Source organism: Candidatus Arsenophonus phytopathogenicus (assembly GCF_056113345.1).
Genome location: NZ_JBUIOB010000007.1, coordinates 1 through 23091, shown reverse-complemented (window position 1 = coordinate 23091; position 23091 = coordinate 1). Strand labels below are relative to the sequence as shown.

Sequence of the window (23091 nt, the reverse complement as noted above, 5' to 3'; positions counted from 1 at the left end):
GATCATTTGGTAATACATTGAACAGCAGCAAACACCTGGCTAGTCTGAAAAGCACGCTTTATATACCCCCCGAAGGATCGGATTTTACGGTGCAACGGATAATAAACTGCTCAATCTGCAATAACTTGATTAACAATCTGGATAGCTTCCCGTTCAATCAAATTAAGATGCTCCTTACCACGAAAACTTTCACAGTAAATTTTATAAGCTTCTTCAGTACCTGATGGGCGTGCCGTGAACCAACCATAATTTGTTATTACTTTTAAACCACCAATCGCTGCGCCATTGCCTGGCGCTTTGGTTAAGCGGGCAATAATCGGATCACCGGCCAGCATATCTGCAGATACCATTTCAGCGGACAATTTAGCTAGACGTTGTTTTTGTTGATGGCTAGCTTTAGCCTGGATACGACTATAGCAAGGTTCACCAAAACGGTGAGCTAGTTCTTGATAGCGCTGCTGCGGGTTTTTCCCTGTCACCGCCGTCATTTCAGCGGCTAACAAACAGAGAATGATACCATCTTTGTCGGTCGTCCATGGCGTTCCATCAAATCGTAAGAAAGCAGCACCAGCGCTCTCTTCACCAGCAAAACCATACTTACCCTGATATAAACCATCAACAAACCATTTGAAACCAACCGGTACTTCAACTAATTCACGTCCTAAATCGACAACCACACGATCGATCATGGCACTGGAGACTAATGTTTTGCCCACCGCAACCTCTTTTTTCCATTGGGGCCGATGGAGAAAGAGATAATCGATAGCAACCGCGAGATAATGATTTGGATCCATCAATCCCGCTGACGTTATAATTCCATGACGATCATAATCCGGATCATTAGCAAAAGCTAAATCAAATTTATTACGCAAATCCAATAAGCCTTTCATCGCCCAGCGCGAAGAACAATCCATCCGAATCACACCATCATGATCTAAAGGCATAAAACTAAATGTTGGATCTATTTGTTCATTAACTAACTCTAAATCGAGTTGATAATATTCAGCAATGCGTTTCCAATAATTTATTCCGGCGCCCCCTAACGGATCCACACCTATTTTTAATCCAGCTTTTTTGATCGCAGCCATATCAATAACATCACTCAAAGCAACCACATAAGGCTCAACAAGATCTTGTTGTTGATAGTGAGGATCTTTAATAGCGACCTGATAATTGATACGTTGGATAGCTGATAATTGATCGGCAATAAATTGATTTGCCCGGCGTTCAATTTCAACCGTTAGTGCTTCATCAGCCGGCCCGCCATGGGGTGGATTATATTTGATGCCACCATCTTCTGGAGGATTATGTGAAGGCGTGTTCACAATACCATCGGCTTTTGCTTCATGCTGACGATTATAATCCAATATAGCGTGAGAAATAGCCGGTGTTGGTGTAAAACCATCGTCTTGTTGCGCGATGACTTCAACGCCATTCGCGATCAACACTTCAACAACCGTCATAAAAGCAGGTGCGGATAAAGCATGAGTATCTTTTCCCACTAAACACGGGCCAGTAATTCCATTTAATTGACGGACTTCGATGATAGCTTGGGTAATCGCTAAAATATGTTGTTCATTAAAACTATGACGACAAGCACTACCACGATGACCTGATGTACCAAATTTAACGCTATGAGCAGGATTTTTTACTTGCGGTTGTAGTGAATAATATTGTGCGACCAACTGTTCAACATTTATTAAATCACTTTGTTGGGCAGATTGCCCAGCACGTTTATGTAATGCCACTTATTTTTCTCCGCAGCAACAGCGGTACACATAGCAATAATAACTAAGTGACCAATAATATTTGTTTAAATTGTACCACATACCTTCTCAACCAATTCAACAGGAAACTTCATATCTTGCATAATTTGTTCAATCATATTGCGTTTACGATTGGTGTTGGTATTGGTAATTACCCAAAAAGACGTATCGGGTATTAGGCGAGGTTTTGTCTGCTTACCACTGGCCAATAAGGTCTGTTTATCGTTAGCAAAATAAATGCGTGTCCTTCCATGGGTTGATTCTGTTGCTGCCACAAAAGCTTGTTTATTTAAATTATATAGAGTGGATAAAATAAGCATAAAGCGATCAATCGCTTTGCTTTTAGTTGCATAATTGTTGGAAAGCAATAAATCATGCATTACTCTTGCTGCAACATGGGAAAAAACTACTTTATCTTTTTTCACTCCTGCCGTTATATTACTTACGCTGACCGAGAGTGGAATATGCGACTGACTAACGTCAAACCCTAATAGACGTCGTAATATAACCGATGCATTTTCACCAATATGCTGGGTATGACTAGCGATATAGCGGTAAAGTTCTTCGTCAACTTCAATCGTTTTCATGTTATTTCAATCTGTTTTAATTAAAATTACCTGCCAATTATAAGATATAAACTTTAAAAAAAACAATGAATATTTCAATTACTTAAGCTTAGTCTTTTAATAAAAAAGTTTTTCGTCTTGATTCTCAATGAGTATAGAAACAGCTTAATAACTTTACCTTACGATGAATAAAGATATCTTTATTGAGATCGGACATTAGTCACATTATTTATATAAATAGTAAAATATTATCGTGATACTTACCCTTTCACTCACCAACATTAACTTAAATTTTGCTACCTATCGAGTTGATAATTGTTGGTTTCTTATTATATCCATGTCATTATAATAATTATAATTAACAAAAGCTAATATGACTATGTTGCTAAATAACTGGCTAAATTATCGCATCCATCAACCGGAAAATCCTATCTCTTCTGCTGCGATTGTACTTATCCATGGCCTGTTTGGCGATCGACAAAATTTAGGCCTATTGGCACGCAATTTACAAGATTATTTCATCGTTATTCAACTCGATATTCGCAATCATGGCAACTCGCCTTGGGCGGAAACGATGCTGTATTCTGAAATGGCAACAGACGTTTTACAGCTACTAACGCATTTAAAGCAAACAAGTGTTATCGCTATCGGACACTCAATAGGTGGAAAAATAGCAATGGCGATGACCGCAATAGCGCCACAACTAATAGAAAAAATTGTGGTTATTGATATTGCGCCAGTCACTTATCAAATTAATCGCCATGAAAATATATTTTCCGCTTTAGAAGCAGTAATACAAGCAGACGTAACTTCACGGCAAAACGCGGCTATTATTATGCGTAATATGATCAGTGAAGAAAGTGAAATTCAATTTTTATTAAAATCATTTGATAAAGGTAAATGGAAATTTAATTTGCCTGTCTTAAAAAAAGAATATCGTCAATGGATGAGTTGGAAAACGATTCCAGCCTGGCCGCATCCTGCTCTTTTTATTCGTGGTGGCCTTTCCGATTATATTAGCGAAGCTTATCGCAAAGATATTATTGCTCAATTTCCACAAGCTCATGGACAGATTATTATGGGATGTGGTCACTGGGTGCATGCTGAAAATCCAGCAGCTGTCATCCGAGCTATTCATCGTTTTCTCGCTATTCCAGCTGATAAACAATAAATCATCTACAATATATTATTCCTTTAATTCTTTTCATATTCATAAACTAATTTGCAACAAATAATAATTTTAATTCAGCCTAAAAATATAACTAGTCTTAAAAATAATAAAACTCTGTTTTTATTCTTTTCATAAAAAATAAACAGATAGAATAAACTTTCCAACTAATAATAAAGCCTTTTATTAATATTAAATATATTTAAATTACTTTATATTTTAATTTGTGATTATTTAATATGGATGAAAATGACCAAAAAATCCTTGAATTAATTTCTATTATCATAAGATTGAATAATAAAATAAATTTAAATGAATATAATAAAGAAATAACTCAGCATGACAATTATGTTGATTGTATAAAAAATCCAACAAAAATATCAAATTACCCTAAAGAAAAAACGCTGCCAAAAAAAAGCTATCGCGTCTGACTCTACCCTCTATTATTTATGATAACGCTAATATCCCTTATATTTTAGCGTTCTATAATGATGAGCAAGTTTTAATACAAGCTGCTGGTAATAAACCACCAGAAATTTGGCAGAAACAAGCTTTTCTTCAACAGTAGAATGGAAATTGGCTCAAAATAAATCAAAAACAATCCCGCTTTGATATTCGTTGGTTTATACCTGAATTCTTAAAGCATAAACAGACATTCATTGAAATCTTGTTTTTCGTAATACAAATACTGGCTCTATTATCACCGATTGTTATTCAAGTTATTATGGATAAGGTACTTATCCATCAAGACTTTAGCACTTTAGATGTGCTTATTTTTGCCTTAATAATCGCCGCGTTTATTGAAGTTATATTAAAAGGTTTCAGAGAATATATCTATGTCCATACCGCCAACCGTATTGATATCCGGCTCGGATTAAAACTGATTAGGCATCTATTACACTTATCACTCTCCTTTTTCAAGACCGGTCAAGTAGGCGCAATTGTTAATCGGGTTAGAGAATTAGAAACAATCCGTGAATTTTTAAACGGCAGTATGTTTACTTTCATGGTCGACGTGCTTTTTTTATTCGTCTTCATCTATGTAATGTCGATTCTATCAACGACACTAACACTCATTTTTTTGCTGTCGATCCCCTGTTATTTACTGTTAGCCTGGCGAATAACGCCAAAGATAGAAAAAGCGGCCGAAACACAATTTATGCAGGCGGCAATCAATACCTCTTTTTTAACTGAAAGCGTCGCTGGCAGTGAAACCATTAAAAGTTTGGCGGTTGAGCCACGTTTTATCCGCCGTTGGGATGCGCAAACCGCCGACATGGTTGCGAGTAACTTTCAGGCACAGCAAATAAATTCACAAGGCAGTCATATTGTCATGCTCATTAAAAAATTGACTATGGCAATCATTTTATGGATTGGGGCTGCGGAAGTACTGGCATTAAATATGACGATAGGCCAATTAATCACCTTTCAAATGATGGTCTCTCACAGTAGTCAACCATTGGGGAAATTGGTGCAATTATGGGGGGATTATATCCGTACTCGGGTTGCTATTGATAAACTAGCACAAATCATTAATTTACCAGCCGAACAACATAGTGATGGTTTGCACCCGTAATTAACCGGCAAAATCCAGTTTCAAAATATGGATTTTCGCTATCAACCAGATCTTCCCTTATTATTAATCAATATAATTTATCCATTAAAGCCGGATAGATGATAGGCATTGTCGGTGCTTCAAGTTCCGGTAAAAGTACCTTAGCGCGTCTGTTATTACGCCTTTATACACCAGAAAAAGGCGGCATATTACTTGATGATATTCCTCTTTACCAAATCAACATAGCTAACTTACGGCAACAAATTGGTATCGTATTACAGAAAAATTTTCTGTTTAACCAGTCGGTATTTAACAATATTGCTCAATCAAAACCTGATGCGACTTTAGATGAAGTGATTACCGCCGCTAAATTAGCCGGTGCCCATGATTTCATCTTAAAAATGCCTTCAGGTTACGATTCGCTAATTGCTGAAGGTGGCCAATCATTATCAGGCGGTCAGCGCTAGCGTATTGGCATTGCTCGCACACTACTTAGCAATCCTCGTATTCTGATCTTTGATGAAGCCACTAGCGCTTTGGATGATCAAACACAAGCCATGATCCAAGAAAATATGCAAAAAATTGCCCAAGGGCGTAACGTAATGACTATTGCACACCGCTTATCAACGGTTAGTCATCACCATCATATTATTGTCATGGATCGAGGCAAAATTATTGAGCAAGGAAGCCATACACAATTATTGCAACTTAAAAAACATTACCACTATCTGTGGTCATTACAACAATCGTTAAAGCAGCAAAGCAGTAGGACACTTCATGACAAATCGTATTACACGAAAGTTAAAGCAGTTTTTCCCGCCATATAATTATGACTTCTTGCCCCCACATCTGGCGTTGATGAATAGCCACCATCTCTTTTTGCACATTTAACCGCACTGACCGTAAGTATTGGTGTTGTTATTACTATTGGTTGGGCCTACTGGGGACAATTAGATGTTCAAGCCACCTCAACCGGACGACTTATCGTGTCGGGGCACTCACAAGTTATTCAAGCTTATGAGCAAAGCCGATTAACTGAATTACATGTGAAAAAAGGCCAACATGTGAAAAAAGGGGAACCGCTGATCACCCTTGACGCACTGGGGTGTTAGTCAGGGTATCATCGGTATTTCATATCAAATCGAGTATCATACAATTGAGAAATTGCTTTACCAATCGCTACTGGAAAACAAAATTCCGTACCAACAACTTACCTTTCATCAATTAACAAAACGACAACAAGAAAAAATCAGCCAAAACTATCACCATGAAAAAGCCCAATTTGATGCACAAATCACTAGTTTAACCTCTGAGATTGAAGTTAATCATTCATCACAAACAGCAAAAAATAATGATCTTAATGTGCTTTTTTTATTAAAAAAATATCGAACAGCGTTTAGAAGCCCGTCAAACCTTAAGTCAAAAACAGATGATCAGTAAATCAGAATATTTAGAGCAGAAAAAAGAATTATTAGACACTAAGCGTTTAATTGCTCAACAAACATCTGAGTTGAATATCTTAGTTTCACAAGAAAAAAACCTAAAAGAGCGACTCAATGCATTTCAATCGCAAAAACACCATGAATGGAACGATAGAAAAAAGCAGTCAGAGATCCAGCTGTCAATGCTAGAACAAGAATACGCAAAATTTGATGAACGAGAGCAGTTAGAAATTGTACGCTCACCGGTTACTGGCACCGTTCAACAGTTAACCATTTATACTTTAGGCGCAGTATTACAACCAGCACAAAACTTGATGGTCATTGTCCCGGATAACGATGTGCAAATTGCTGAAGTTAAGATCTTAAATAAAGATATTAGTTTTATTCGTCCTGGGCAAAACGTCACCGCTAAAGTTGATGCCTTCCCTTATACCCGTTATGGCACTATCGAGGGTGAAGTATTATCAATCTCCCGTGATTCAGCCCAAGATGAGCAATTAGGACTTATCTTTCCCGCACAAATCAGCCTGAAACAAAATAATCTGATGGTTGATGGTCATTCAATTGATATCACACCAGGCATGTCCATTGTGGCAGAAATCAAAACCGAGAAATGGCGTGTGATTGATTATCTCTTAAGCCCAATTCGTGAATATCTGTCCGAATCAATGCCTGAGAAATAAGCGATGGAAACTTTTTCTAGCGTAGCAATAGCTAATAACGCCACTAACCAAGCCCTAGATGCAATAATCTGGCTGGGTAAACAACTGAGTAAATCCATCACAATTGAACAGTTAACTCACTCCTTAGGATTAGAATCTGAGCATCTAACCGACTGGCAGTTACGAGAGTGTGCGGATTATATGCAATTAAAAAGCAAAGTAAGCTTTTTTACACCAGCTGAACTGGAACATATTCCGTTACCCGCTTTAATTGAATAAGCTAACAAATAAAAACATAAAGCTTAAATATCAATCACTTAAAAATATATAGCTCATTTAATATACGCATTTACACGTAAAAACAAGCGATTTCACTCACTATAAATCAATTACTTACGGCTTATAGTGAGTTCTAATTTTAAAAAACCACTTGTTCTCAACCAACAACTAATAGTTAACAACTTCCTCCAACGTTGCTAATAGGATGCCCCTTGAATGGGGCAGTATTAACCTATTTTGGCTTTTTCGGCCAGTTGATATCTGGCGCAGTGGTGGTATCAATATCATTCAGTTTTACGCTGTACATTTCCCAGGCCCGTAGCGCGGTTTTTTCACTATTGGTCGCCATCCCTAAGCGTACTTTACGCTCAAGTAGCGTAATGTTTGATTCCGCTTCGTCGATTAACTGGTGTTTTGTTTGATTTGCGGTGTTGATTTGGTCCGCTTTCATCGCCTGAGTATCCGTTACCCATTTTTTGCCATCCCATTTATCGAATTGTGTTGAGGGCACTAATAAAGTGAAGCCGGTTTTTATCTCGCCGGGGTAATCAACGGTATAGGAAGCACGATTGGAGGTATTGTATACCGTCTTGCCGCGGTGGTCTGGCACGTATCGCCACTGGGTGCCGTCAGCACTGCGAACAACAGCAATGTCGTCATTATCGGGAAGCTCTGGCGCATCGATATACGAATATTGGCTGACACTAACCCCTTTGTACACTAATTCCATTGTCGCGCCAAAATATTCATACGGCGGTTCATGACTCGACATATAGGTTTTTATCCAGCCTCGGTTTTTAGCGAAACCGTTTTCATCGATTTCCGCTTTGGGTATTTCTGTACTGTATTTCACTATGCAGCCCTCACTATGTATAAAAATGCGATATTTCGTGGTCGGTTTTCGTGTGCGGTGGGGACAACACGAGAAGGATCAAAAGACGTGATGGCACCCCAATCATCATTATCCCCGCCAGCGACTTTTGCGTTGAAAGTCTTGTCTATTCTAAAGGCACCGTCCTCGCCAACAGGAGGCCAATTCCACCCGCGGCGCACATAGCCAATACGTCCGGTGATATTGCGTATAGCGTCCCCTTGGTTACTTAGTACTTTTCTATCTGGGTCAGCGTGTCCGTCTAAATCCAGACCTCGAATAAATTCACCGCACAAATTCGGCAATATCCCAGAAGGATAGGCTTGAGCTAACTGGGGATAGTCGACTGTCGTGAACGTCTGACCTCGGCACACAAAGTACCCATCCGGTGCCGTGGCGTGTGGCCAAGGAATCGGCGCGCCAACCGGATAATTGTTAATCGCGTCAACATCCGTGGTTAATGCCAGTTTGCCCTTTCTGTTGTATGGAATATCAAGTTTGCCATGCTCTCCATAGGCTAAATACGCACTATCAGGAGAAGTTTGAAGCGCGCACACAACACCATCTTTTCTTTCTATCATCAGGCCGGAGTAGTCTTTGCCACTTTTGATAACGATATTGCCGGTTCTGAGTACTTCCTGTGAATTTCTCTTGGCATAGTTGTCGTCACAGGCTTTTTGGCTCAGCACTTTATCGGTGGCGTTACCTGTTTGCTGCACGATATTTGCGGCAAAAATAGCGTCTTTTATTGACTGCCACTGGGTGGTATCGGTTAAGGGATTTCCGGCGTTGTTTTCGGTCTTTGATAGATAGATATTGCCGTCAGACAGACACACTGCGCCTTTGTTGTAAGTTTGCTTCTCAGCATATTCAGCAATCCCGTTCTGGTAGAGGTGGGTCACAAGAGAACTGATTGTGAATCCCACCGCATTAAAATCCTGCATGGTGGGCAATTCTGAAACAGGCACAATTCCCCAGCCACGCGCAAAATCGGCATTGATATTTTTCTCAAGATTGTCGGTGATTTCTTTTGAACCAAACACGGTTCTTTCTTCCGTTTTGCTTCCACCTGCAAACGGTTGAATATCAATGTTGGGTCTTTTAATCTTCAATGTTATGTTCCTATGTTAAAAAGGTTTTCTTGGCAAAATAGCCAAGTCTTGCTTCGGGATCCGCGTCAAAACGGCTGTACCACGAAATGGCATTTTTATGCCCCTTAAATCCAAACGTGCCTTTGGGTTCCTGAGTTACATAGTTAATTTGCACGCCTTGCGGACGTGGGAGTAAGTCAAGCCTTAAGATGAATTCCAGCCATTCCCTGTCTGCTCTGGGCGTAATGACGATAGTGAGACTCATGTTCTGGCGGTCAATCAGATAGCCCTCCCCCTCCATCACAAAACTCACCGCCTGCTGGAGTGACGACAGGCTGACATCGCCTGTTTGCGTGGCGGTAGCGAGGGCGGTGTTTTTGATGATTTTGAGCTTAATCAGGCTGCGATATTGCTTATCGGGCAATTTCAGTGGCAAAAAATCCTGGGCAAATTTGGAGCGAAAGCCACCTTGTTTTTTCCCGCTCTTTTGACCAAACGGCAACGCTTTACCGTGATTTTTAAAGCCAAAAAAGCCTTTGCGCTCGCCACTCGGCTGGAAGCGACTGATACCTACCCAAGAACCGATAATATCCAGCGGGTCACCTTCGGCTTTTTCAAGATTGAAGGCTTCCCGAAAGGCATCAACGGTATCAAAACAATCCGCGAACATATTAAAAAGGGCGGAGATTTCCGCCCTTGCCTTGGGTTTGGTGTAATACTGCTTAATCAGCAGTTTTTGATATTCGGCTTCGAGACTCACGTGACCACCTCATTAACGGTGATGTTGTCACTGACGATGTTGAATTTCTCGTCGACATCAGCTTTTAAAATAGCACTCGTCCACGTGTTACCGTCTTTTGAAATCGAAAGGTCTGAAACATAGTAAGAGCGTGCAATCCGGTTCAAAATACAGTAAAGCGCAGTCACCTTGATATTTTCGCCAATGCGATAAACGGACTTGACCAGTTCGTCTTTAATCTCCTGTATCGGCACAGGCTCGTTGGCTTTTTCACGCGTGGCGGTCAGTTTAATCTTGATTTCCGTGATTTTCGGTCGGTCAAATCGGTACTCATGCACCACCTCAAAAAAGGTGCTGTCACTTCTGGGTATTTTGTCGGTATATTTCCCCTTGATGTTGCCTTTCAGTCCGGTACCGCCTGTTTTGTTGCGGGCGAGGCAATCAACAATTGCTTGATTTTCACCCCCTTCAACAATTACCCAAATCGAATGCGGCGGAATATTCAGCGCGTCAGTCTCATTCGTGGTGTTTTCGTACACCACTGCATCGGTCACGCCTTTAACCAGATTTAAACGGGCAGCCATGCCGCCTATCGTGCTTTGACTGGCATTTTCAAAGGTTTTTAACCGTCTGCGACGTAACTCACTATCACTTTCGTTTTCCTTGCGTAACAGCCCGTTGATTCTGGCTAAATAATCAAGGTGGAGACCTTCGGCTTGTTCCGGCTTTAAGTTCTGATAGAGCTTTTGCACCAGTACCAGACATTCGTGGGCAATCCGGCTATAAATCGCAATGCGCTGCCCGTCAGGGGTGTCTTGTGAAACATTGATGTCACTGCCGTAAATTGTCTTAAACTCGGCAATCAAGGTTTCAATCAGTTCGGGTAATGTCGCAATCGTGATACCGTTTTCATCGAGCTTGATATTCACTGGCTGACCTCCTGATTGAGGTTGTGTGTTCGGTTAAAGACATCGGTATAATCCATCTCAATGTGTGCGGTGAAGTCCTTAACGGTGATGTTGAGCTTATCGATGCGCACCACGCCATTTGTCCCTAATGCCACCTTGTAGATTTCACGGCGCAACGTTTCGCCCGTACCACGACTGCCAAGCAGTTGCAGCCAGTCCAGACCAAACTCAACATCTAGCCACCAATCGGCTTTGAAACACTGCAAACGCGTTTTGATATTCTGGTGGATCGCTTCGCTATCAATCAGGTAATCATCAAGCGAATGACCAAATCGCCAATCGTTGTGCTCGGTTAACTGTGCTGTTTTCACGAAAATCACCTTCGGGTTAATTGGGTTTTCCGGTGCTGCCATTGCCTGTTTCTACGCCTCCGTGCGTATGATTGCCGACATCGATATTGCCTACCGTTAACGATTGTTGGGCAGTGATTTGTTGGGCAGTGATAGCGCCTTTCACATCAAGATTGCCGTCAATCGTGACGTTGAGATTGACGTGAATATTGTGTGTAAAAACGTGGTCACCTGCGGTTGTCGCCACCTTCGGTATCGCAAAGGCCCCGTCACGATTGCACAGCCCAAAAAGGGCGACGCAATCGCTATAATCATGCAACCGATTCTCTGCTCCTCGCACGTTGTCGTTGCCTATCCACCAATTATCGATACAACTATCAAAGGTGAGCAAAATGCAGTAATCGCCCACGGCGACCGGATAGGCGGTGTAGCTGCCGCCCCCTTGTGACCAAGAGACAGGGACATTAGGAAAAACCGGAAATTCGATTGCGTGAATTTCATCATTAATCACTACGTTCTTTAACGTGACAGGCTGGCAATCGACGGTGGTTTGGTTCACCTTAACCACCCTAGCAATCAAGGCACAGCCCATCTCAGATTTGATATGATTGGCAATGGTTTTCATCAGTTCGATATTCACGCCTTACTCTCCTTCACCACCACGTAGTTTTTTTCCTGCTGGCATTTGCACGTCATCGCCCACTCGCCTGTGTCACTTTCACCTGCGTAGTCAATCGCGCAAATGCGATAAACGCCGTTAAGATGTGGGGCAACCTTGCTGTCTATCGCTACCTGATAACCAATTGACACATTGGGATTAAGGACGCTTTTAAAGGCCAGCACGTTTTTGTCGTCGAGCGTGGGCGTTTCCATCAATCCGGTACTGACACTGATTAATTCCGCTTTCCCGTTTTGCACCTCGTTTCGTCTCAAAATATGAAGCTGTCCGTTGTCGATATAGAGTTGCTCCTTTTCGTCTTTGAGCTTGCGTAATTCATCAAACGAAAAGCCCGTCATGATTTTGGGGCGACTTAACGGCAATTGCGCGGTCACTTTGCCTTTTTTCACGCCTGTCATAGTACTCACAGCAGCATCGACCGCCTCAGACTTTGAGGTCACGGCTTTGCTAATCGTTGCCGTGCGAAAAGCAAAACCGCCGTCGGCAATTTCCAGCGTGGTGACTATCTCAGTGCCTTGTTTTGATAGTGTGACTTTAGTGACAGATCCGAAAAACAGGAGCTTTAAACCCGTGGTCACATAACCTACCGCAAGTTGAGCGACAATATGTTGCTTGCGGTATTGAAAATGGCCAGTGAGTGACGACGCGACGGCGACAGGTTAAACAGCGAAATTTGCCCGATATTGGGGCGATCACGGGTTAAATCCTTCGAAAACGAAAAGGCGATTTTAAACGGCGGGATAATCTTTATCGCCTTTTTTCCTTCACCTATTAACAACTCGAAATCACGAAAAAACGGCGTTTGACGGTTCAATAGACAGCCTCCTTTTCTTCTTCGCCAACCAGTAAGTAAGACTGATCCTGCCACTTGCAAAATCATCAAGCAACGAAGGCTCAATATCGGGATTGTCACGCGCAATAGCCACTATCGTAAACGGCAATCGGCTATCGTGCAGCAGCGGTACGCCCAATGAAACCGCCACCCCGTTAATCGTGATATTCCGATAGGTAACATTCATATTCCACGCTGAAATACTCGGATAAAACGTCAGCGTCAGCTCAATATCGTCAATGTCGGTTAACAGCGTGTGCGTCTGAATCGGATCGCTTGATAGGCTTTCGACTTGGTACATTAATTCTTGTCCCAAAAGGTATTAAGATTTTTCGTAAGGGTTTTTGCTCCCTCCCAGACATCAAATGCAAATGAGGTTGGCGTTTGACTACCTTTGTTTTTTGCCCCACTCATTTGTGCGGCCCCCGTTTTGCTCATCCCTGCTGCGGATTTGTTGGCAACAGGGATGATGTTCACCTGTTCAAAGGTGACAAAGCGCACTTGCTTAACGGTTAACGTGAACAGCAAAAAGCTATCTTCATTGCTTTGCGACGTGGCGAAACTTTCCAGTGCCATGTTATCGAGTACCTGATAGCCCATATCAACGCTGATTAATTCCCGATTTTCAAAAATGCCCTGTGAATGTATCGACAAACTGTTGGGCAATGCCGTTGCCGGATTTGCTGCCTGTCACGGTGTGATAAATCCCCTGCGCCGTGTTTTCGACTTGCGCTTTCAAATCCAGAATTTGCTGCGCTTTGCTGTTCAACTCCGCAATTTTCTGTCTGACCGCCTGTGTCCGATTGCCCACATAGCTATCAATAAAACCAATCTGCCGATTGAAAGACTCAAATACGGTATTTTCACTACTCAAACTTAAAAACGAATCGGAAATCACGCCGCCTATCGAAATTTGCACCGGACTAGGGTTGATGTGATCGGCAATCACCACCCCCGTTTCCAGTGGAATCTCGGTGACGGTAGCACTTCGTTGCGTGGTTTTATCCGTCCAGACATAAGCGGTGAATCCAGCGATGCCGATTTTTTGCGTCGGTGTATTCGAGATGTGGTTTGAGATCACCTGTGAGAGAAAACTCAAAATACCCCTCCTCGTGCCAACTGGTCTTGACTCAAAGGCGGCACATTGTTGTAAACCACATTTCCCAACTTTTGCCCGATAGCTTTGTCTGACCCTGTAACATTCACATTGATATTGTTGGTTTGTGAAGCGGAGTGGTTAATTGCTTTGTGGCTGTTTGATGAGATATGATTAATCGTCTGGCTGGCTTGCTGCATACTCGCACCGGCAATTTCTGCGTTTTTGGCGGCCTTTTCCAGCTCTTTATCGGAATCGCCAAAAATGCCTTTAATGAAATCGAAAGCGCCACTAAACAGATTTTTGAGCCTGTCGGCAATTTTGCCAAATTTGTCACCTATCCAGTTAAACAGCGGCAAAAACAACGTTTTGAGATCGTCGATGAATTGCGAAAAAGCCTGTTTCACCAGATTAATGATTGCCTTCCAGTCACCGGAAAACCGCGCAAAGAAAAAAAATCATCAGAACCGAAAAATCTTTTTTGATTCGTTCCCACAGGGCAGAAAAATAACCGATGACCGTATCAATCATTTTTCGTACATCATCGGGAAATATCCCCCAACCTTCCAAGAATTCGCCAATCACGCTTTTTCCGCCGTTCATCCAGACGTACAGGTCTTCGATGGCCGCGATGATGCTAATAATGAGCACAGTGACACCAAAGAGAACAGGATTAGCAAGAATAGCTGTGCCAATCGCTTTTATGCCTTTGCCGATAAGGGGCAAGACTTTCACCAGTGCCAAGGCTGCCGGAACCAGCAGCCAAAATCCGTCAGTGGTTTTGTTGAGAAAGGTGATTAACTTGGCAAATGCACCCACGACACCAGCAATAAAACCAATCACAGGCTGCAATCCTTTCAACACAAAATTGAAAATCGGCGCAAGGCTGGCAAAGACTTTTTCTGCAATCTGTTGCAGTTGCAGCAATAAACTGGCAAAGGTGCGCCGGAAAATCTCGGCTTGCTCTAAATCGTCTTGGGTTAATGCACGACCTTCTGCTACTTTTTTCTCAAGTGCTGTCCACTCTTCACGGGTTTTGCCGATAGCATCAATCATCTCATAGGAAAGTCCAACCTGTTCAGCAAGGGCGGCTTTTGCGCCGTTGTCCTGTATGTTGTTTAACGCACTGCCCGTTTCACGCAACAAGACGCTGGTGTCCCTGATTTTTCCGTTGCTGTCTTTAAAGGCAATGCCGAGCTTTTTGAACACCTGGCTTGCGGTGTCACCGTCGCTATTAATCGCCCGTTGAAACTCTTTTACGCCACCAGATAATTCATCAAAACTCACGCCAACTTCCTGTGCGCCTTCTCTTAACACCTGAAAACTTTTTGCCTCAATCCCCGTCTGGCGTACAGCTTTGTTGAAAGTATTAATGTGTTCGCCGGCGCTCATGATGGCGTGAACGGTGAAAGCGCCTGTGATAATCCCTTTAAACTCGCTGAGTTTTTCACCCAATTTGCCGAGTTTACTTTCGGTTTTCTTGGCCTCTTTGCCAAGTTCATCGACAGAATATGAGGCTTTGTGAACGTCTTTTGCGGTACGGGTACTTTTTGTGCCAAGCTGGTCAACTTTTGCGGTAACCTTGGTGAATTTTCCCGTCACACCGCTCAATTGTTGTGAAATTTTGTCCAATGCAGTCGTTAACGTATTGAGCACGCCAGCATTGGCATTAACACCAATATCCAGACTTAACTTTTCTTCACTCATCCGTCACCTCTTTTGCTTCGCTTCGTCGTGCTGTTTCCACTCAATCGCTCCTGAGATAAAGGCATGTTCGGCGGTTTTCAGATAGAAGAACACGTCTTCATCACGCAATGTTAAAAGCTCACAAACCGTGCCGTAACCTGCCTTCACCAGTGAAAAAAGCAGTTTGTCATGCTCGGTGAGTGAGGATTTTCTGACGTACTGTCGCCAGCTGTTGGGATAGCGCGGCGTAAAGGTCAGCTCGCCGTTAATGCCGATAAAAAAGGGGCGGCATACAAGTGAAGCACCGTTAACGTTAACGGAATGAAAAGCGCAGGTTTCTCATCAAAAAAGTTTGGCAATTTGCTAATGCTCATGCCGTCGTGGGTGATTTGGTTGAAAAGCTGCCTCAGATTGCCGTCACTGTGGCTTGAGAGTGTCGCGGCAATTCGTTTTGATTGTCCCAAGTCCTCGACAATTTCCAGTGCTTTTAACCGTAAATGGTGATTGAAATTACCAATCTGAAATTCGTTACCTTGCACCTTGAAGGTTTTGTTTTTGGTGATATCGACAATATCATCCTGCGATAGCCCTGTCAGGCTACCTAATCCTTGTTCTGTCATGATTTTATCCCGTTAGATTGAGCGCGTGAAATCCCGAAATTGCAGCTTGTAGGTCATCTCTGCATTGTGGTCAGTATTAGCAAAGGTAAATTGTGGCTGGTCTGTGATACTCCCGCCTGTAAACGTGAAGGTTTCTGTTTTGGCTTTGCCGGCGAGTTTGTACAAGACACTCAATGATCCGTTAAAAATATTAACTTCCCTACGGGAAAGTATTGTTGACAACCAGACATCATCTTCACTGCCACGGTAGAGATGAAACTCAATGTCACAGATTGTTGCGTCCTCTCGCTTTGCAACAACGAGACCCCCGTTAGCACCGTTAAAGCGGCTGGTATCGGGATTAGGAAACGTAATTTGTATCATTGTTCCGGTCACAAAATCGCTAATAACCCGTCCATCCAGGATCAGCGTTGTCGAACCCAAGTCATAGCCTATGTGTGCCATCGTGCATTCCTAGTAATTAAAATTAATGATGATGTCCGCCCGATGAAATGCCCCTGCATTTTTCACCGCTTGCTGGATAGTGGGCGATTTTCGGTTTGTGCGGTCAACCTGTGATTGTTCTGCCAACAGATTGGCATAGGTAAAATAACCTTTACTCGCAATGGCGCGCTTAAACTGCTCTTCATCGCCGAAGGTATCGGGTGATGTCCATTTACCCGGCGCAAACACGCTAGCTCTCACAAAGCGCGCGGCTACCTGATTGATGCAATCAACGAGCAAATCCACACCTTTTTCGGTTTGCGGTATTTTGGTAGCGGTGGATTTCATCAAATTAAAGGTATCAACCTGTACCTGATTCACATACGCTTTCAGGTTATAGACATTATCGACAAATTCATTAGCATTTGAGCACATCACCACCGGACGGTCTTTGATTAAGGTGTAAATATCGATACCCACGGATGACGCACTGTCCACCTCGGTTTGGCTATAGCTTTCTGGCTCACAGGCCAGCGCTTTCAAGTGAATCGTCATCGCACTGTTTTCACCGCTGAAATCGACCACATGCACTCTTGCCATGTAGGAAACCGCCAAGGCTTTTTGATTGCGTTTTGAAAATAAAAGCCGGAAATATTCTTGCCCTTTCTTGCTCACTTGCCACGCCAAGCCTCTTGTCGTGAGATTGTCTGGATGTGAAACGACCTGATAGCCAAGGATCTTGTTGGCTTGACTGTAGCTCGCCAGTTTTAAAATCTGGTCATTGGTCAGTTCGTCGATGAAACAATACCCACAACCCGAAGACGCTGCCACCACATCGGCAATCGCCTCATCCGGTGATTGTGCGGGTAAGGTTTGAGACGGTGTCGCTTTGGTTAAGGTAGCGCTATCACCTAATCCCAACAAATTACCGACAAATTCACCTTCGCCTGAATCGGTCGCATTTTTGAGTTCTGAGCCTTTCACTATCAATCGTTGGCCGGTCAGTATGAAGGTGGTGTCTTTCGCCGCACTTTCATTTTTTGTTGGCGCTTTCCCTTTTTCATTGAGTAACTTAATGATATCGTCAAATGTAACCGCGTCACTAAAGTTCAGGTTTTCCAGTTTGATTTTCCCTAAAACCAGATTGCCTTTCTCAATTTGCCGTAGCGTTTTAAGTAGCGCATTGCTGTCAATTTCTGAGCCTGTCAGTGTGTCAAATTCCACCGCTGGCAGCGTTAAATCGGTTTTTCGCCAATGCCCGACAATCAGACTGCCGCCGGCGCCTATCGGATTGGGTGACGTACCAAAAAAGGCGGTAGCTAACTGGTAAGTTTTCGAGGTAATGCCAAAATCGGCTTTCACGCCTGCGATATTTTTGTAGGCCGCATAAATCGTTTTGCCGTCAAAAATCGTGCCCGTTTCACTGGTCATCATGATGACGTGGTTGATGTTGTCGTAATTTGCGCCTCGCTGCTCTTTGAGTAGCTGAACATTGACAACATTTTCAATATCGATGCCAAGATTATTGTTCATGCTGTAAACCTTTTTCGTTGGAAAGTTGGATAGAAAGTTGATTGATTGAAGGTGTTGAGACGTTGATATAATCCGCGACATAGGCGTTAATCGAAAACATGACACGCTCGCGATACTGGCTGCCTGTCGCAAAGTGTAAATCGCGCACGCCCGTTGGCGCAGATAAGCTAATCGTGTGTTTCCACTGTTGTTCAAAGCCTTTCTGTGTTCGCAGTAACCGTAAGAGAATTTGCGCCCGTTGCAAAGCCTGACTTCCCCAGACATTCACGTCAAAAATGATTTTCTCAAACTGGCTGTATTCCATCATCTCAACGTTTCGTCGGTATGCTTCGCTAAAGCCTTTCACTTCACTACTGCCCGATTGCTCAATACTGATAACAGGCGCGTTGAAATCCTGATTGGCGAGATCCTCCCGTCCGATGAATATTGTATTTTCCGCAATGTCGAGCGTATCTCGAATTACCATTGCCAACCGTTGGATCGGTGGTTGGTAGTTTTTGTGCTGTAAATTGGTGTTATTTGACATTCCGCCCTCTTAATGCGTAAAAATTAAGGAAATAGCGCAATTCCTAAAGCCAAATTTGGAGGTAAAGATGGCAACAATAACGATGAACACCCATAAAGCGATAAAAGCCTTACAAGAATCAGGCATTGATGAAAAACAAGCTGAAAAAATCGTAGAGGTTATTGCTGAATTTCAAAATGTAGGTACTGTTACGAAGGAAGATTTAAGCGTAGCAACAGAAAGCATTAAGTCAGATTTAGACTGGATTAAAAAACTTATTCTCGCTGTTGGTATTGCTGTCGTCATTGCTGCGTTAAAATATATTTTTATTGGGTGAGCCTTCCTGTGATCTCACTATCTTTCACTTCCTCAAAGACATAGCGCACAAAGCCATAGTCGCTATAGTCTTTGCGGTTAATTGATTTGAATATTTTTCCTTTGTACTCCAAGTAAACACCGAGCAAATCCGCATATTGCGGCTGTACGTGCACGGTGTAATACTCCAGTGACCAGTCCAGACTATCCTTGTTAATGGCCTCGTCAGACAGACTGTTAATTACGCCCTCAACGGCTTTTCGTGTTACCGTAAAATCCGGCTTAAAATCCTTCGTGGTGATCACTTCCGTGATGAAGGTTAACGGTTGCGAAAATCGCCGGATGGTTCTGGCCATATTGGGCAGTCTCATTTTTTCACCACCTGATAGGTTATCGATTTTTTCAATGCGCCTGTATCTTGCAATAGCCTTGCTTCGTTGACGCCTTTTCTTTTCAATTGCGCTTTGGTGCTTTCTGCATGCAAAGGCCACGACCCAAAACCTTGCGTATCAAATGCCTCAACTGACCAGGCAACCGCCTGTTCGCCGATATAAGCCAGAAATGCCGTTGCGCTAATTTCACCTGAAATGAATAAGCGGTATTTTTCTTTTACCGCTTTTTCAATGATGGCTTTTTGGTGATCACGAATCGGCATTCGCAAAAAAGAGCGAGGTTTTATTGTTTCCGTGCCAAATTCGTGGATCGTAGCCACTTCCACCACACTGATATCGGAATCTTTGTACGGTCGGGTATTTTCCAATACGCCCACTTCCACTTGCAGTTTGTTAATTTCCTCAAACTGTTTTTTGGATTTTTCCAACAATTTCGATTTCAGCATTACCAGTTCATCCCGATTGCCAAGGCGTAATTGTTAATGCGACTTTCCAGCTCCAAATATTGCTCACCAAAGGCGGAGGTTTTAAACCAGTCTTTCTCCGTTCCTGAAAAACTCGCACTTGCGGTAACATCACCTACACCGTCGCTCGCATACAATGCGTTTGGATCAGCTGAATGCCCCCTCTTTTTCGGACTGTTTTCATGAAATCCTGCCAAAAAAAGCAGATGCGCGGTTAGATACATCAAGCCTTGCTCATACATCACCCCCCACACTTTCTTGTCCATCCTGTTTTCTGCATCGGTTAAATAGAGGAGTAATTTGTTGTCATCGGCGGTAAAGGTTTTTTCGCCGAAACGGTCACGAAATTTCTTTAACATTTCTTGCAACATTTCTTGCATGATGCCCCCAAAAAAAGCGGATAAAATCCGCTGAATCAGACTTCGAATGAAGGCGTTGTTCCGCTTGGGAAACCGCCGTCTATGACTTTGGGGCAGTTTTGTAATCGGCGTAAACGGCAGATAGTGGTTGTTTCCACATTGCTCCACCGAAAGCGGAACGATAGCCACACTCGTAGGTCAGCAAATCACGCTGGCGAACCGCTAACAACTCCGGCATATGCACTTTCATTTCGACATATTCTTCATCATAGGTGTAAATCGCCAAACGGGTTTTTCCTTTGGTTATCTCTTTGGCATATCCTGCTGGAACTTTCACAAAGGTGATAGTAAAACTGTCATTACCTGATGCCTTCCTCAACGCAGCCATGATCCTGTCCATGGCTGAAACAGGCAGTAAGTCTGTCCCCACAATCGGACTTTGGCTATCAAACTTCTGCATTGCCAGCATGAAATCAGCGGCATCCATCGCTATGTGCGTTGGTTGCACCCGATAATCTGAGTTTGCCCACGCCTTGTTGTAAGCATCCAATACCAGTTTGATAAACTCATTGGCGCTCAAGTCTTTCAGTGATTTACCGGATTCTTCTTGCATCACCTGAATTTTGCTGCCTGTCAACAATCCTTCTTGTCCTTTCACCTTGTTATGTCCCAAGTAACCTGCATATTGCAGTGTAGACAAGGCATTGGCGTACAAATCATCTTGCTTTTTGCTTTGCAGATTAATATTGATTTTGTTGATTTTCTCAAGCTCCTGCTGTGTCCAGACAACGGCTTTTGCCCACTGGCAAACAGGCGCCTTGTACATTTCAATGGTGCTGTCAATCGTGACCATCGAGTTGGTTTTGTTACCAATAATACCGTCTTTGACAGAGCCTAGTACTTCTGTGATGCCGTATTCCACGTATTCATCGGCAAAATCCAGTCCTTCGGTAATTGGGATTGCCTCACCAATATTGATTTCAGGCAGCTGTTTTTCCTGCAATTGCGTGTCGCGTTCGGTGAGCGCTTCTTGCAATACCGTTTCAAAATAGGCTTCTTCAATTGCCATCTGTTATTCTCCTACCTTTTGAATGAATCCAAGCGTGACTGCTACGCACTGACTGCCTGAGCTGACATTTTCCACCCAATACCCCAAATCGATATTGCCTTTTGCGGTTTTAGATACCTTGCCAACATCGTCACCTGTTGCGACCACATAAACTTTATCGCCTCGTTTGAAAGTTTCATCTTTTGCCGTTGCCGCACCCACGCAATCACCGTGGGAAAAATGCCCCACATTGACTTGCTTGTTGTGTGGTGCTTTATCGCCGTAAATATCCCGTACAACAATGCCGTGGATGACATCAGTTGCCGCCGAAATCGGCTTCACACCTCCGTCACGGTTCACCGCCACAAAAACGCCGTATTGAAGGTCAGTCTCGGTTTTGTTCTCTTCGCCCCATACTTTGTCATTGGAGCTGGAAGCGCGATAGATTGTACCCGCGCGCAAGGTTCCTTTGTCGGAATCCCAATTTGTGAATCCAAATGCCATTAGCGACCTCCTAGGCGTTGTGATGCGGATTTGGTGGGTTTTCTATCGCCAAGATTGAATCTTGGCTTGTTTTGTTCACGCTGACGATTGATGAGATAGTCATACTTGCCGTTAATCGCGGAGTCACCCAATTTCTTTGCCTCTAATTGCGTTACTAGCCCTTTAGCGATAATTACGTTTTCTTTGATTTGCCGTGCGGTTCGCCCGTGACCGATTGCCACGTCGCCAAAGGTCGATTTGGCTTGTGCTTCCGTTTCCGCTAGCTCTTTTTCTGCTTTCAGTCTGGCGTTTTCTTCTTCCAGTGCTTTGAGCTTTTCCGTCAATTCTTCAAGCTGCTTTTTCAGCGTCTCAATCAGCGATTTATCATCGGTAGCCTCTGTGTTTTCAGGCACGGATGTTATTTCACTGTCTGCATCGCCTTGCTTGACCTCACTGGCGGGTGTTGGACTCGCACTCACGACTTTGCGCTTGACCAATTAATCCCGTTAATAGCTCGCCGATTTCTTTGGTGGCTTCATCGGCGGATTCGGTGAGCAACTGGATGTAATCACTCATCTGAATCAATAGAGTATCGAGGGTATCCGGCGTTTCTGCCTCATCCCCAATTTTTTGCTGACCTTTCAAGGCAGCGAGTTTTGCTTTCATAGACACAGCGCTATCTCCTAGTTTGACATCATGTCCAGAGCGACCCGCGTCAACAATCGCCACGTGGTCACCTCTGATATGGGTTTTCTTGAAATCAATGCCCGTTGTGGTGGTAGGCTCGATAAAAGATCGGTAACCACAACTGAGTTCTTTGATTTGGTAATTTTTAATCGCCTCAATGGCCTCAGCGTCATAAAGAAGAAAACATCCGCTGTCAGATAATCGCCGTCCTGTTTCACATTCTGTACATGCCCAATGGCGGTATTCTTCCAGTTATCACTGGTCACCTCGTTATTGGGCGCGTGAAAAAAGGTGAGCGGTTTTCCCTCAAACGAGGCGATGGTTTCAGCATCAAAAAGGTCCTCGGGGGACACCTCAACTTTGTAGCGTTGGGTGGGTGGCAAATTGGGCACATGACTAGACAGTTCCCACCCCTCAAATTCCTGTGTCCCCACTTTGGCAATTTTGCTCGGGATGCGATAACCCGTTTCTAACTGCTGTGCGCCCTTAATATCAATAGGCAATCGGTTGTCATTGCCGTTCATCTTCCAATCCTTCTATGCTTTGTAAAATCACTTTGCTGACGCAGCGAC

At 43.3% G+C, this 23091-nt stretch carries 35 protein-coding genes and 2 pseudogenes; 9 read left to right on the top strand and 28 right to left on the bottom strand.

Annotated elements, in window-relative coordinates:
* Window positions 1–110: 110 nt before the first annotated feature.
* A complete protein-coding gene (gene pgm / locus AC01GB_RS00850; protein ID WP_474449846.1) occupies window positions 111–1748 on the bottom strand; it encodes a phosphoglucomutase (alpha-D-glucose-1,6-bisphosphate-dependent) in 1638 nt (545 codons plus the stop codon).
* Between the two features lie 65 nt (window positions 1749–1813).
* Window positions 1814–2353, bottom strand: coding sequence for a replication initiation negative regulator SeqA (seqA, locus tag AC01GB_RS00845; protein ID WP_474449844.1), 540 nt, complete (start codon window positions 2351–2353; stop codon window positions 1814–1816).
* Between the two features lie 358 nt (window positions 2354–2711).
* Between seqA and AC01GB_RS00840 the strand changes: the two genes are divergently transcribed.
* From AC01GB_RS00840 to AC01GB_RS00805, 8 genes are all read left to right on the top strand, one after another.
* Window positions 2712–3503, top strand: a complete 792-nt coding sequence (locus AC01GB_RS00840; protein WP_474449937.1) for an alpha/beta fold hydrolase — start codon at window positions 2712–2714, stop codon at window positions 3501–3503.
* A gap of 236 nt (window positions 3504–3739) precedes the next feature.
* Window positions 3740–3931 (top strand): hypothetical protein, encoded by a 192-nt coding sequence (locus tag AC01GB_RS00835; protein WP_474449843.1) that lies wholly within the window; start codon window positions 3740–3742, stop codon window positions 3929–3931.
* A 236-nt stretch (window positions 3932–4167) separates the two neighbouring features.
* Window positions 4168–5076, top strand: coding sequence for an ABC transporter transmembrane domain-containing protein (locus AC01GB_RS00830; protein ID WP_474449842.1), 909 nt, complete (start codon window positions 4168–4170; stop codon window positions 5074–5076).
* A gap of 98 nt (window positions 5077–5174) precedes the next feature.
* Window positions 5175–5522 carry an ATP-binding cassette domain-containing protein gene (locus tag AC01GB_RS00825; protein ID WP_474449841.1) on the top strand — a complete coding sequence of 116 codons (348 nt, stop codon included), beginning with the start codon at window positions 5175–5177 and terminating at the stop codon, window positions 5520–5522.
* A 69-nt stretch (window positions 5523–5591) separates the two neighbouring features.
* The gene (locus tag AC01GB_RS00820; protein WP_474449840.1) at window positions 5592–5882 is read left to right on the top strand and encodes a hypothetical protein; all 291 of its coding nucleotides are present in this window, start codon (window positions 5592–5594) and stop codon (window positions 5880–5882) included.
* Window positions 5883–6147: 265 nt separating this feature from the next.
* Window positions 6148–6495 (top strand): hypothetical protein, encoded by a 348-nt coding sequence (locus AC01GB_RS00815; RefSeq protein WP_474449839.1) that lies wholly within the window; start codon window positions 6148–6150, stop codon window positions 6493–6495.
* Window positions 6485–7180: an HlyD family type I secretion periplasmic adaptor subunit gene (locus AC01GB_RS00810; RefSeq protein WP_474449837.1), complete on the top strand. Its 696-nt coding sequence runs from the start codon at window positions 6485–6487 to the stop codon at window positions 7178–7180. The genes AC01GB_RS00815 and AC01GB_RS00810 overlap by 11 nt, the downstream gene beginning before the upstream one ends.
* 3 nt (window positions 7181–7183) lie before the next feature.
* Complete coding sequence (locus tag AC01GB_RS00805; protein ID WP_474449836.1) at window positions 7184–7438, top strand: cysteine peptidase family C39 domain-containing protein; 255 nt, start codon at window positions 7184–7186, stop codon at window positions 7436–7438.
* A gap of 232 nt (window positions 7439–7670) precedes the next feature.
* Here AC01GB_RS00805 and AC01GB_RS00800 read toward each other — a convergent pair whose 3' ends face one another.
* The 17 genes from AC01GB_RS00800 to AC01GB_RS00720 form a co-directional block, all read right to left on the bottom strand.
* Window positions 7671–8291: a tail fiber assembly protein gene (locus tag AC01GB_RS00800; RefSeq protein WP_474449835.1), complete on the bottom strand. Its 621-nt coding sequence runs from the start codon at window positions 8289–8291 to the stop codon at window positions 7671–7673.
* Window positions 8291–9421, bottom strand: coding sequence for a phage tail protein (locus tag AC01GB_RS00795; RefSeq protein ID WP_474449834.1), 1131 nt, complete (start codon window positions 9419–9421; stop codon window positions 8291–8293). The genes AC01GB_RS00800 and AC01GB_RS00795 overlap by 1 nt, the downstream gene beginning before the upstream one ends.
* A gap of 10 nt (window positions 9422–9431) precedes the next feature.
* On the bottom strand, window positions 9432–10160 hold the full coding sequence (locus AC01GB_RS00790) for a baseplate wedge 1 family protein (RefSeq protein ID WP_474449833.1): 729 nt from the start codon (window positions 10158–10160) through the stop codon (window positions 9432–9434).
* On the bottom strand, window positions 10157–11068 hold the full coding sequence (locus tag AC01GB_RS00785) for a hypothetical protein (protein WP_474449832.1): 912 nt from the start codon (window positions 11066–11068) through the stop codon (window positions 10157–10159). Before AC01GB_RS00785 ends, AC01GB_RS00790 begins: the two co-directional genes overlap by 4 nt.
* The gene (locus AC01GB_RS00780) at window positions 11065–11460 is read right to left on the bottom strand and encodes a contractile injection system sheath initiator (protein WP_474449831.1); all 396 of its coding nucleotides are present in this window, start codon (window positions 11458–11460) and stop codon (window positions 11065–11067) included. Before AC01GB_RS00780 ends, AC01GB_RS00785 begins: the two co-directional genes overlap by 4 nt.
* Complete coding sequence (locus tag AC01GB_RS00775; RefSeq protein WP_474449830.1) at window positions 11435–12037, bottom strand: Gp138 family membrane-puncturing spike protein; 603 nt, start codon at window positions 12035–12037, stop codon at window positions 11435–11437. Before AC01GB_RS00775 ends, AC01GB_RS00780 begins: the two co-directional genes overlap by 26 nt.
* Entirely contained in the window at window positions 12034–12654 is a 621-nt protein-coding gene (locus tag AC01GB_RS00770) for a baseplate hub protein (RefSeq protein WP_474449829.1), read from the bottom strand. Before AC01GB_RS00770 ends, AC01GB_RS00775 begins: the two co-directional genes overlap by 4 nt.
* Window positions 12655–12659: 5 nt before the next feature.
* The gene (locus AC01GB_RS00765; protein ID WP_474449828.1) at window positions 12660–12890 is read right to left on the bottom strand and encodes a hypothetical protein; all 231 of its coding nucleotides are present in this window, start codon (window positions 12888–12890) and stop codon (window positions 12660–12662) included.
* Entirely contained in the window at window positions 12862–13209 is a 348-nt protein-coding gene (locus tag AC01GB_RS00760; RefSeq protein WP_474449826.1) for a hypothetical protein, read from the bottom strand. Before AC01GB_RS00760 ends, AC01GB_RS00765 begins: the two co-directional genes overlap by 29 nt.
* Window positions 13209–13562 carry a phage baseplate protein gene (locus AC01GB_RS00755; protein WP_474449825.1) on the bottom strand — a complete coding sequence of 118 codons (354 nt, stop codon included), beginning with the start codon at window positions 13560–13562 and terminating at the stop codon, window positions 13209–13211. The genes AC01GB_RS00760 and AC01GB_RS00755 overlap by 1 nt, the downstream gene beginning before the upstream one ends.
* Window positions 13534–14007 (bottom strand): phage baseplate protein, encoded by a 474-nt coding sequence (locus AC01GB_RS00750; protein ID WP_474449824.1) that lies wholly within the window; start codon window positions 14005–14007, stop codon window positions 13534–13536. The genes AC01GB_RS00755 and AC01GB_RS00750 overlap by 29 nt, the downstream gene beginning before the upstream one ends.
* A complete protein-coding gene (locus AC01GB_RS00745) occupies window positions 14004–14411 on the bottom strand; it encodes a hypothetical protein (RefSeq protein WP_474449822.1) in 408 nt (135 codons plus the stop codon). The genes AC01GB_RS00750 and AC01GB_RS00745 overlap by 4 nt, the downstream gene beginning before the upstream one ends.
* 22 nt (window positions 14412–14433) lie before the next feature.
* Window positions 14434–15711, bottom strand: a complete 1278-nt coding sequence (locus AC01GB_RS00740) for a phage tail tape measure protein (protein WP_474449821.1) — start codon at window positions 15709–15711, stop codon at window positions 14434–14436.
* Between the two features lie 233 nt (window positions 15712–15944).
* Window positions 15945–16310 carry a hypothetical protein gene (locus AC01GB_RS00735; protein WP_474449820.1) on the bottom strand — a complete coding sequence of 122 codons (366 nt, stop codon included), beginning with the start codon at window positions 16308–16310 and terminating at the stop codon, window positions 15945–15947.
* A 12-nt stretch (window positions 16311–16322) separates the two neighbouring features.
* Window positions 16323–16754 carry a hypothetical protein gene (locus tag AC01GB_RS00730; protein ID WP_474449818.1) on the bottom strand — a complete coding sequence of 144 codons (432 nt, stop codon included), beginning with the start codon at window positions 16752–16754 and terminating at the stop codon, window positions 16323–16325.
* 9 nt (window positions 16755–16763) lie between these two features.
* Window positions 16764–18266 carry a DUF3383 family protein gene (locus AC01GB_RS00725; protein WP_474449817.1) on the bottom strand — a complete coding sequence of 501 codons (1503 nt, stop codon included), beginning with the start codon at window positions 18264–18266 and terminating at the stop codon, window positions 16764–16766.
* The gene (locus AC01GB_RS00720; RefSeq protein WP_474449815.1) at window positions 18256–18792 is read right to left on the bottom strand and encodes a phage neck terminator protein; all 537 of its coding nucleotides are present in this window, start codon (window positions 18790–18792) and stop codon (window positions 18256–18258) included. Before AC01GB_RS00720 ends, AC01GB_RS00725 begins: the two co-directional genes overlap by 11 nt.
* Before the next feature lie 67 nt (window positions 18793–18859).
* Between AC01GB_RS00720 and AC01GB_RS00715 the strand changes: the two genes are divergently transcribed.
* Window positions 18860–19108 (top strand): CCDC90 family protein, encoded by a 249-nt coding sequence (locus tag AC01GB_RS00715; RefSeq protein WP_474449813.1) that lies wholly within the window; start codon window positions 18860–18862, stop codon window positions 19106–19108.
* On the opposite strand, the gene AC01GB_RS00710 is transcribed toward AC01GB_RS00715, so the two are convergent.
* The 9 genes and pseudogenes from AC01GB_RS00710 to AC01GB_RS00670 form a co-directional block, all read right to left on the bottom strand.
* On the bottom strand, window positions 19098–19457 hold the full coding sequence (locus tag AC01GB_RS00710; protein ID WP_474449812.1) for a hypothetical protein: 360 nt from the start codon (window positions 19455–19457) through the stop codon (window positions 19098–19100). The genes AC01GB_RS00715 and AC01GB_RS00710 overlap by 11 nt on opposite strands.
* Window positions 19454–19924, bottom strand: a complete 471-nt coding sequence (locus AC01GB_RS00705; protein ID WP_474449811.1) for a phage virion morphogenesis protein — start codon at window positions 19922–19924, stop codon at window positions 19454–19456. The genes AC01GB_RS00710 and AC01GB_RS00705 overlap by 4 nt, the downstream gene beginning before the upstream one ends.
* A complete protein-coding gene (locus AC01GB_RS00700; RefSeq protein WP_474449810.1) occupies window positions 19924–20322 on the bottom strand; it encodes a DUF4054 domain-containing protein in 399 nt (132 codons plus the stop codon). Before AC01GB_RS00700 ends, AC01GB_RS00705 begins: the two co-directional genes overlap by 1 nt.
* Before the next feature lie 79 nt (window positions 20323–20401).
* The gene (locus tag AC01GB_RS00695) at window positions 20402–21370 is read right to left on the bottom strand and encodes a major capsid family protein (RefSeq protein ID WP_474449809.1); all 969 of its coding nucleotides are present in this window, start codon (window positions 21368–21370) and stop codon (window positions 20402–20404) included.
* A 3-nt stretch (window positions 21371–21373) separates the two neighbouring features.
* On the bottom strand, window positions 21374–21853 hold the full coding sequence (locus AC01GB_RS00690) for a structural cement protein Gp24 (RefSeq protein WP_474449808.1): 480 nt from the start codon (window positions 21851–21853) through the stop codon (window positions 21374–21376).
* The gene (locus AC01GB_RS00685) at window positions 21853–22311 is read right to left on the bottom strand and encodes a hypothetical protein (protein ID WP_474449807.1); all 459 of its coding nucleotides are present in this window, start codon (window positions 22309–22311) and stop codon (window positions 21853–21855) included. Before AC01GB_RS00685 ends, AC01GB_RS00690 begins: the two co-directional genes overlap by 1 nt.
* Window positions 22283–22498: a hypothetical protein gene (locus tag AC01GB_RS00680; RefSeq protein WP_474449805.1), complete on the bottom strand. Its 216-nt coding sequence runs from the start codon at window positions 22496–22498 to the stop codon at window positions 22283–22285. Before AC01GB_RS00680 ends, AC01GB_RS00685 begins: the two co-directional genes overlap by 29 nt.
* Window positions 22499–22570: 72 nt before the next feature.
* A pseudogene (locus AC01GB_RS00675) lies at window positions 22571–22654 on the bottom strand (hypothetical protein); the annotation flags it as partial.
* A gap of 62 nt (window positions 22655–22716) precedes the next feature.
* A pseudogene (locus tag AC01GB_RS00670) lies at window positions 22717–23043 on the bottom strand (DUF2213 domain-containing protein); the annotation flags it as partial.
* Window positions 23044–23091 lie beyond the last annotated feature (48 nt).

What these genes read in the sequence shown, in the direction of transcription:
- seqA (WP_474449844.1), bottom strand. Translation starts at nt 2,353, where the DNA reads ATGAAAACGATTGAAGTTGACGAAGAACTTTACCGCTATATCGCTAGT.
- AC01GB_RS00840 (WP_474449937.1), top strand. Translation starts at nt 2,712, where the DNA reads ATGTTGCTAAATAACTGGCTAAATTATCGCATCCATCAACCGGAAAAT.
- AC01GB_RS00835 (WP_474449843.1), top strand. Translation starts at nt 3,740, where the DNA reads ATGGATGAAAATGACCAAAAAATCCTTGAATTAATTTCTATTATCATA.
- AC01GB_RS00825 (WP_474449841.1), top strand. Translation starts at nt 5,175, where the DNA reads ATGATAGGCATTGTCGGTGCTTCAAGTTCCGGTAAAAGTACCTTAGCG.
- AC01GB_RS00810 (WP_474449837.1), top strand. Translation starts at nt 6,485, where the DNA reads ATGATCAGTAAATCAGAATATTTAGAGCAGAAAAAAGAATTATTAGAC.
- AC01GB_RS00805 (WP_474449836.1), top strand. Translation starts at nt 7,184, where the DNA reads ATGGAAACTTTTTCTAGCGTAGCAATAGCTAATAACGCCACTAACCAA.
- AC01GB_RS00780 (WP_474449831.1), bottom strand. Translation starts at nt 11,460, where the DNA reads ATGGCAGCACCGGAAAACCCAATTAACCCGAAGGTGATTTTCGTGAAA.
- AC01GB_RS00760 (WP_474449826.1), bottom strand. Translation starts at nt 13,209, where the DNA reads ATGTACCAAGTCGAAAGCCTATCAAGCGATCCGATTCAGACGCACACG.
- AC01GB_RS00740 (WP_474449821.1), bottom strand. Translation starts at nt 15,711, where the DNA reads ATGAGTGAAGAAAAGTTAAGTCTGGATATTGGTGTTAATGCCAATGCT.
- AC01GB_RS00735 (WP_474449820.1), bottom strand. Translation starts at nt 16,310, where the DNA reads ATGACAGAACAAGGATTAGGTAGCCTGACAGGGCTATCGCAGGATGAT.
- AC01GB_RS00730 (WP_474449818.1), bottom strand. Translation starts at nt 16,754, where the DNA reads ATGGCACACATAGGCTATGACTTGGGTTCGACAACGCTGATCCTGGAT.
- AC01GB_RS00725 (WP_474449817.1), bottom strand. Translation starts at nt 18,266, where the DNA reads ATGAACAATAATCTTGGCATCGATATTGAAAATGTTGTCAATGTTCAG.
- AC01GB_RS00720 (WP_474449815.1), bottom strand. Translation starts at nt 18,792, where the DNA reads ATGTCAAATAACACCAATTTACAGCACAAAAACTACCAACCACCGATC.
- AC01GB_RS00715 (WP_474449813.1), top strand. Translation starts at nt 18,860, where the DNA reads ATGGCAACAATAACGATGAACACCCATAAAGCGATAAAAGCCTTACAA.
- AC01GB_RS00710 (WP_474449812.1), bottom strand. Translation starts at nt 19,457, where the DNA reads ATGAGACTGCCCAATATGGCCAGAACCATCCGGCGATTTTCGCAACCG.
- AC01GB_RS00705 (WP_474449811.1), bottom strand. Translation starts at nt 19,924, where the DNA reads ATGCTGAAATCGAAATTGTTGGAAAAATCCAAAAAACAGTTTGAGGAA.
- AC01GB_RS00700 (WP_474449810.1), bottom strand. Translation starts at nt 20,322, where the DNA reads ATGCAAGAAATGTTGCAAGAAATGTTAAAGAAATTTCGTGACCGTTTC.
- AC01GB_RS00695 (WP_474449809.1), bottom strand. Translation starts at nt 21,370, where the DNA reads ATGGCAATTGAAGAAGCCTATTTTGAAACGGTATTGCAAGAAGCGCTC.
- AC01GB_RS00690 (WP_474449808.1), bottom strand. Translation starts at nt 21,853, where the DNA reads ATGGCATTTGGATTCACAAATTGGGATTCCGACAAAGGAACCTTGCGC.
- AC01GB_RS00680 (WP_474449805.1), bottom strand. Translation starts at nt 22,498, where the DNA reads ATGAAAGCAAAACTCGCTGCCTTGAAAGGTCAGCAAAAAATTGGGGAT.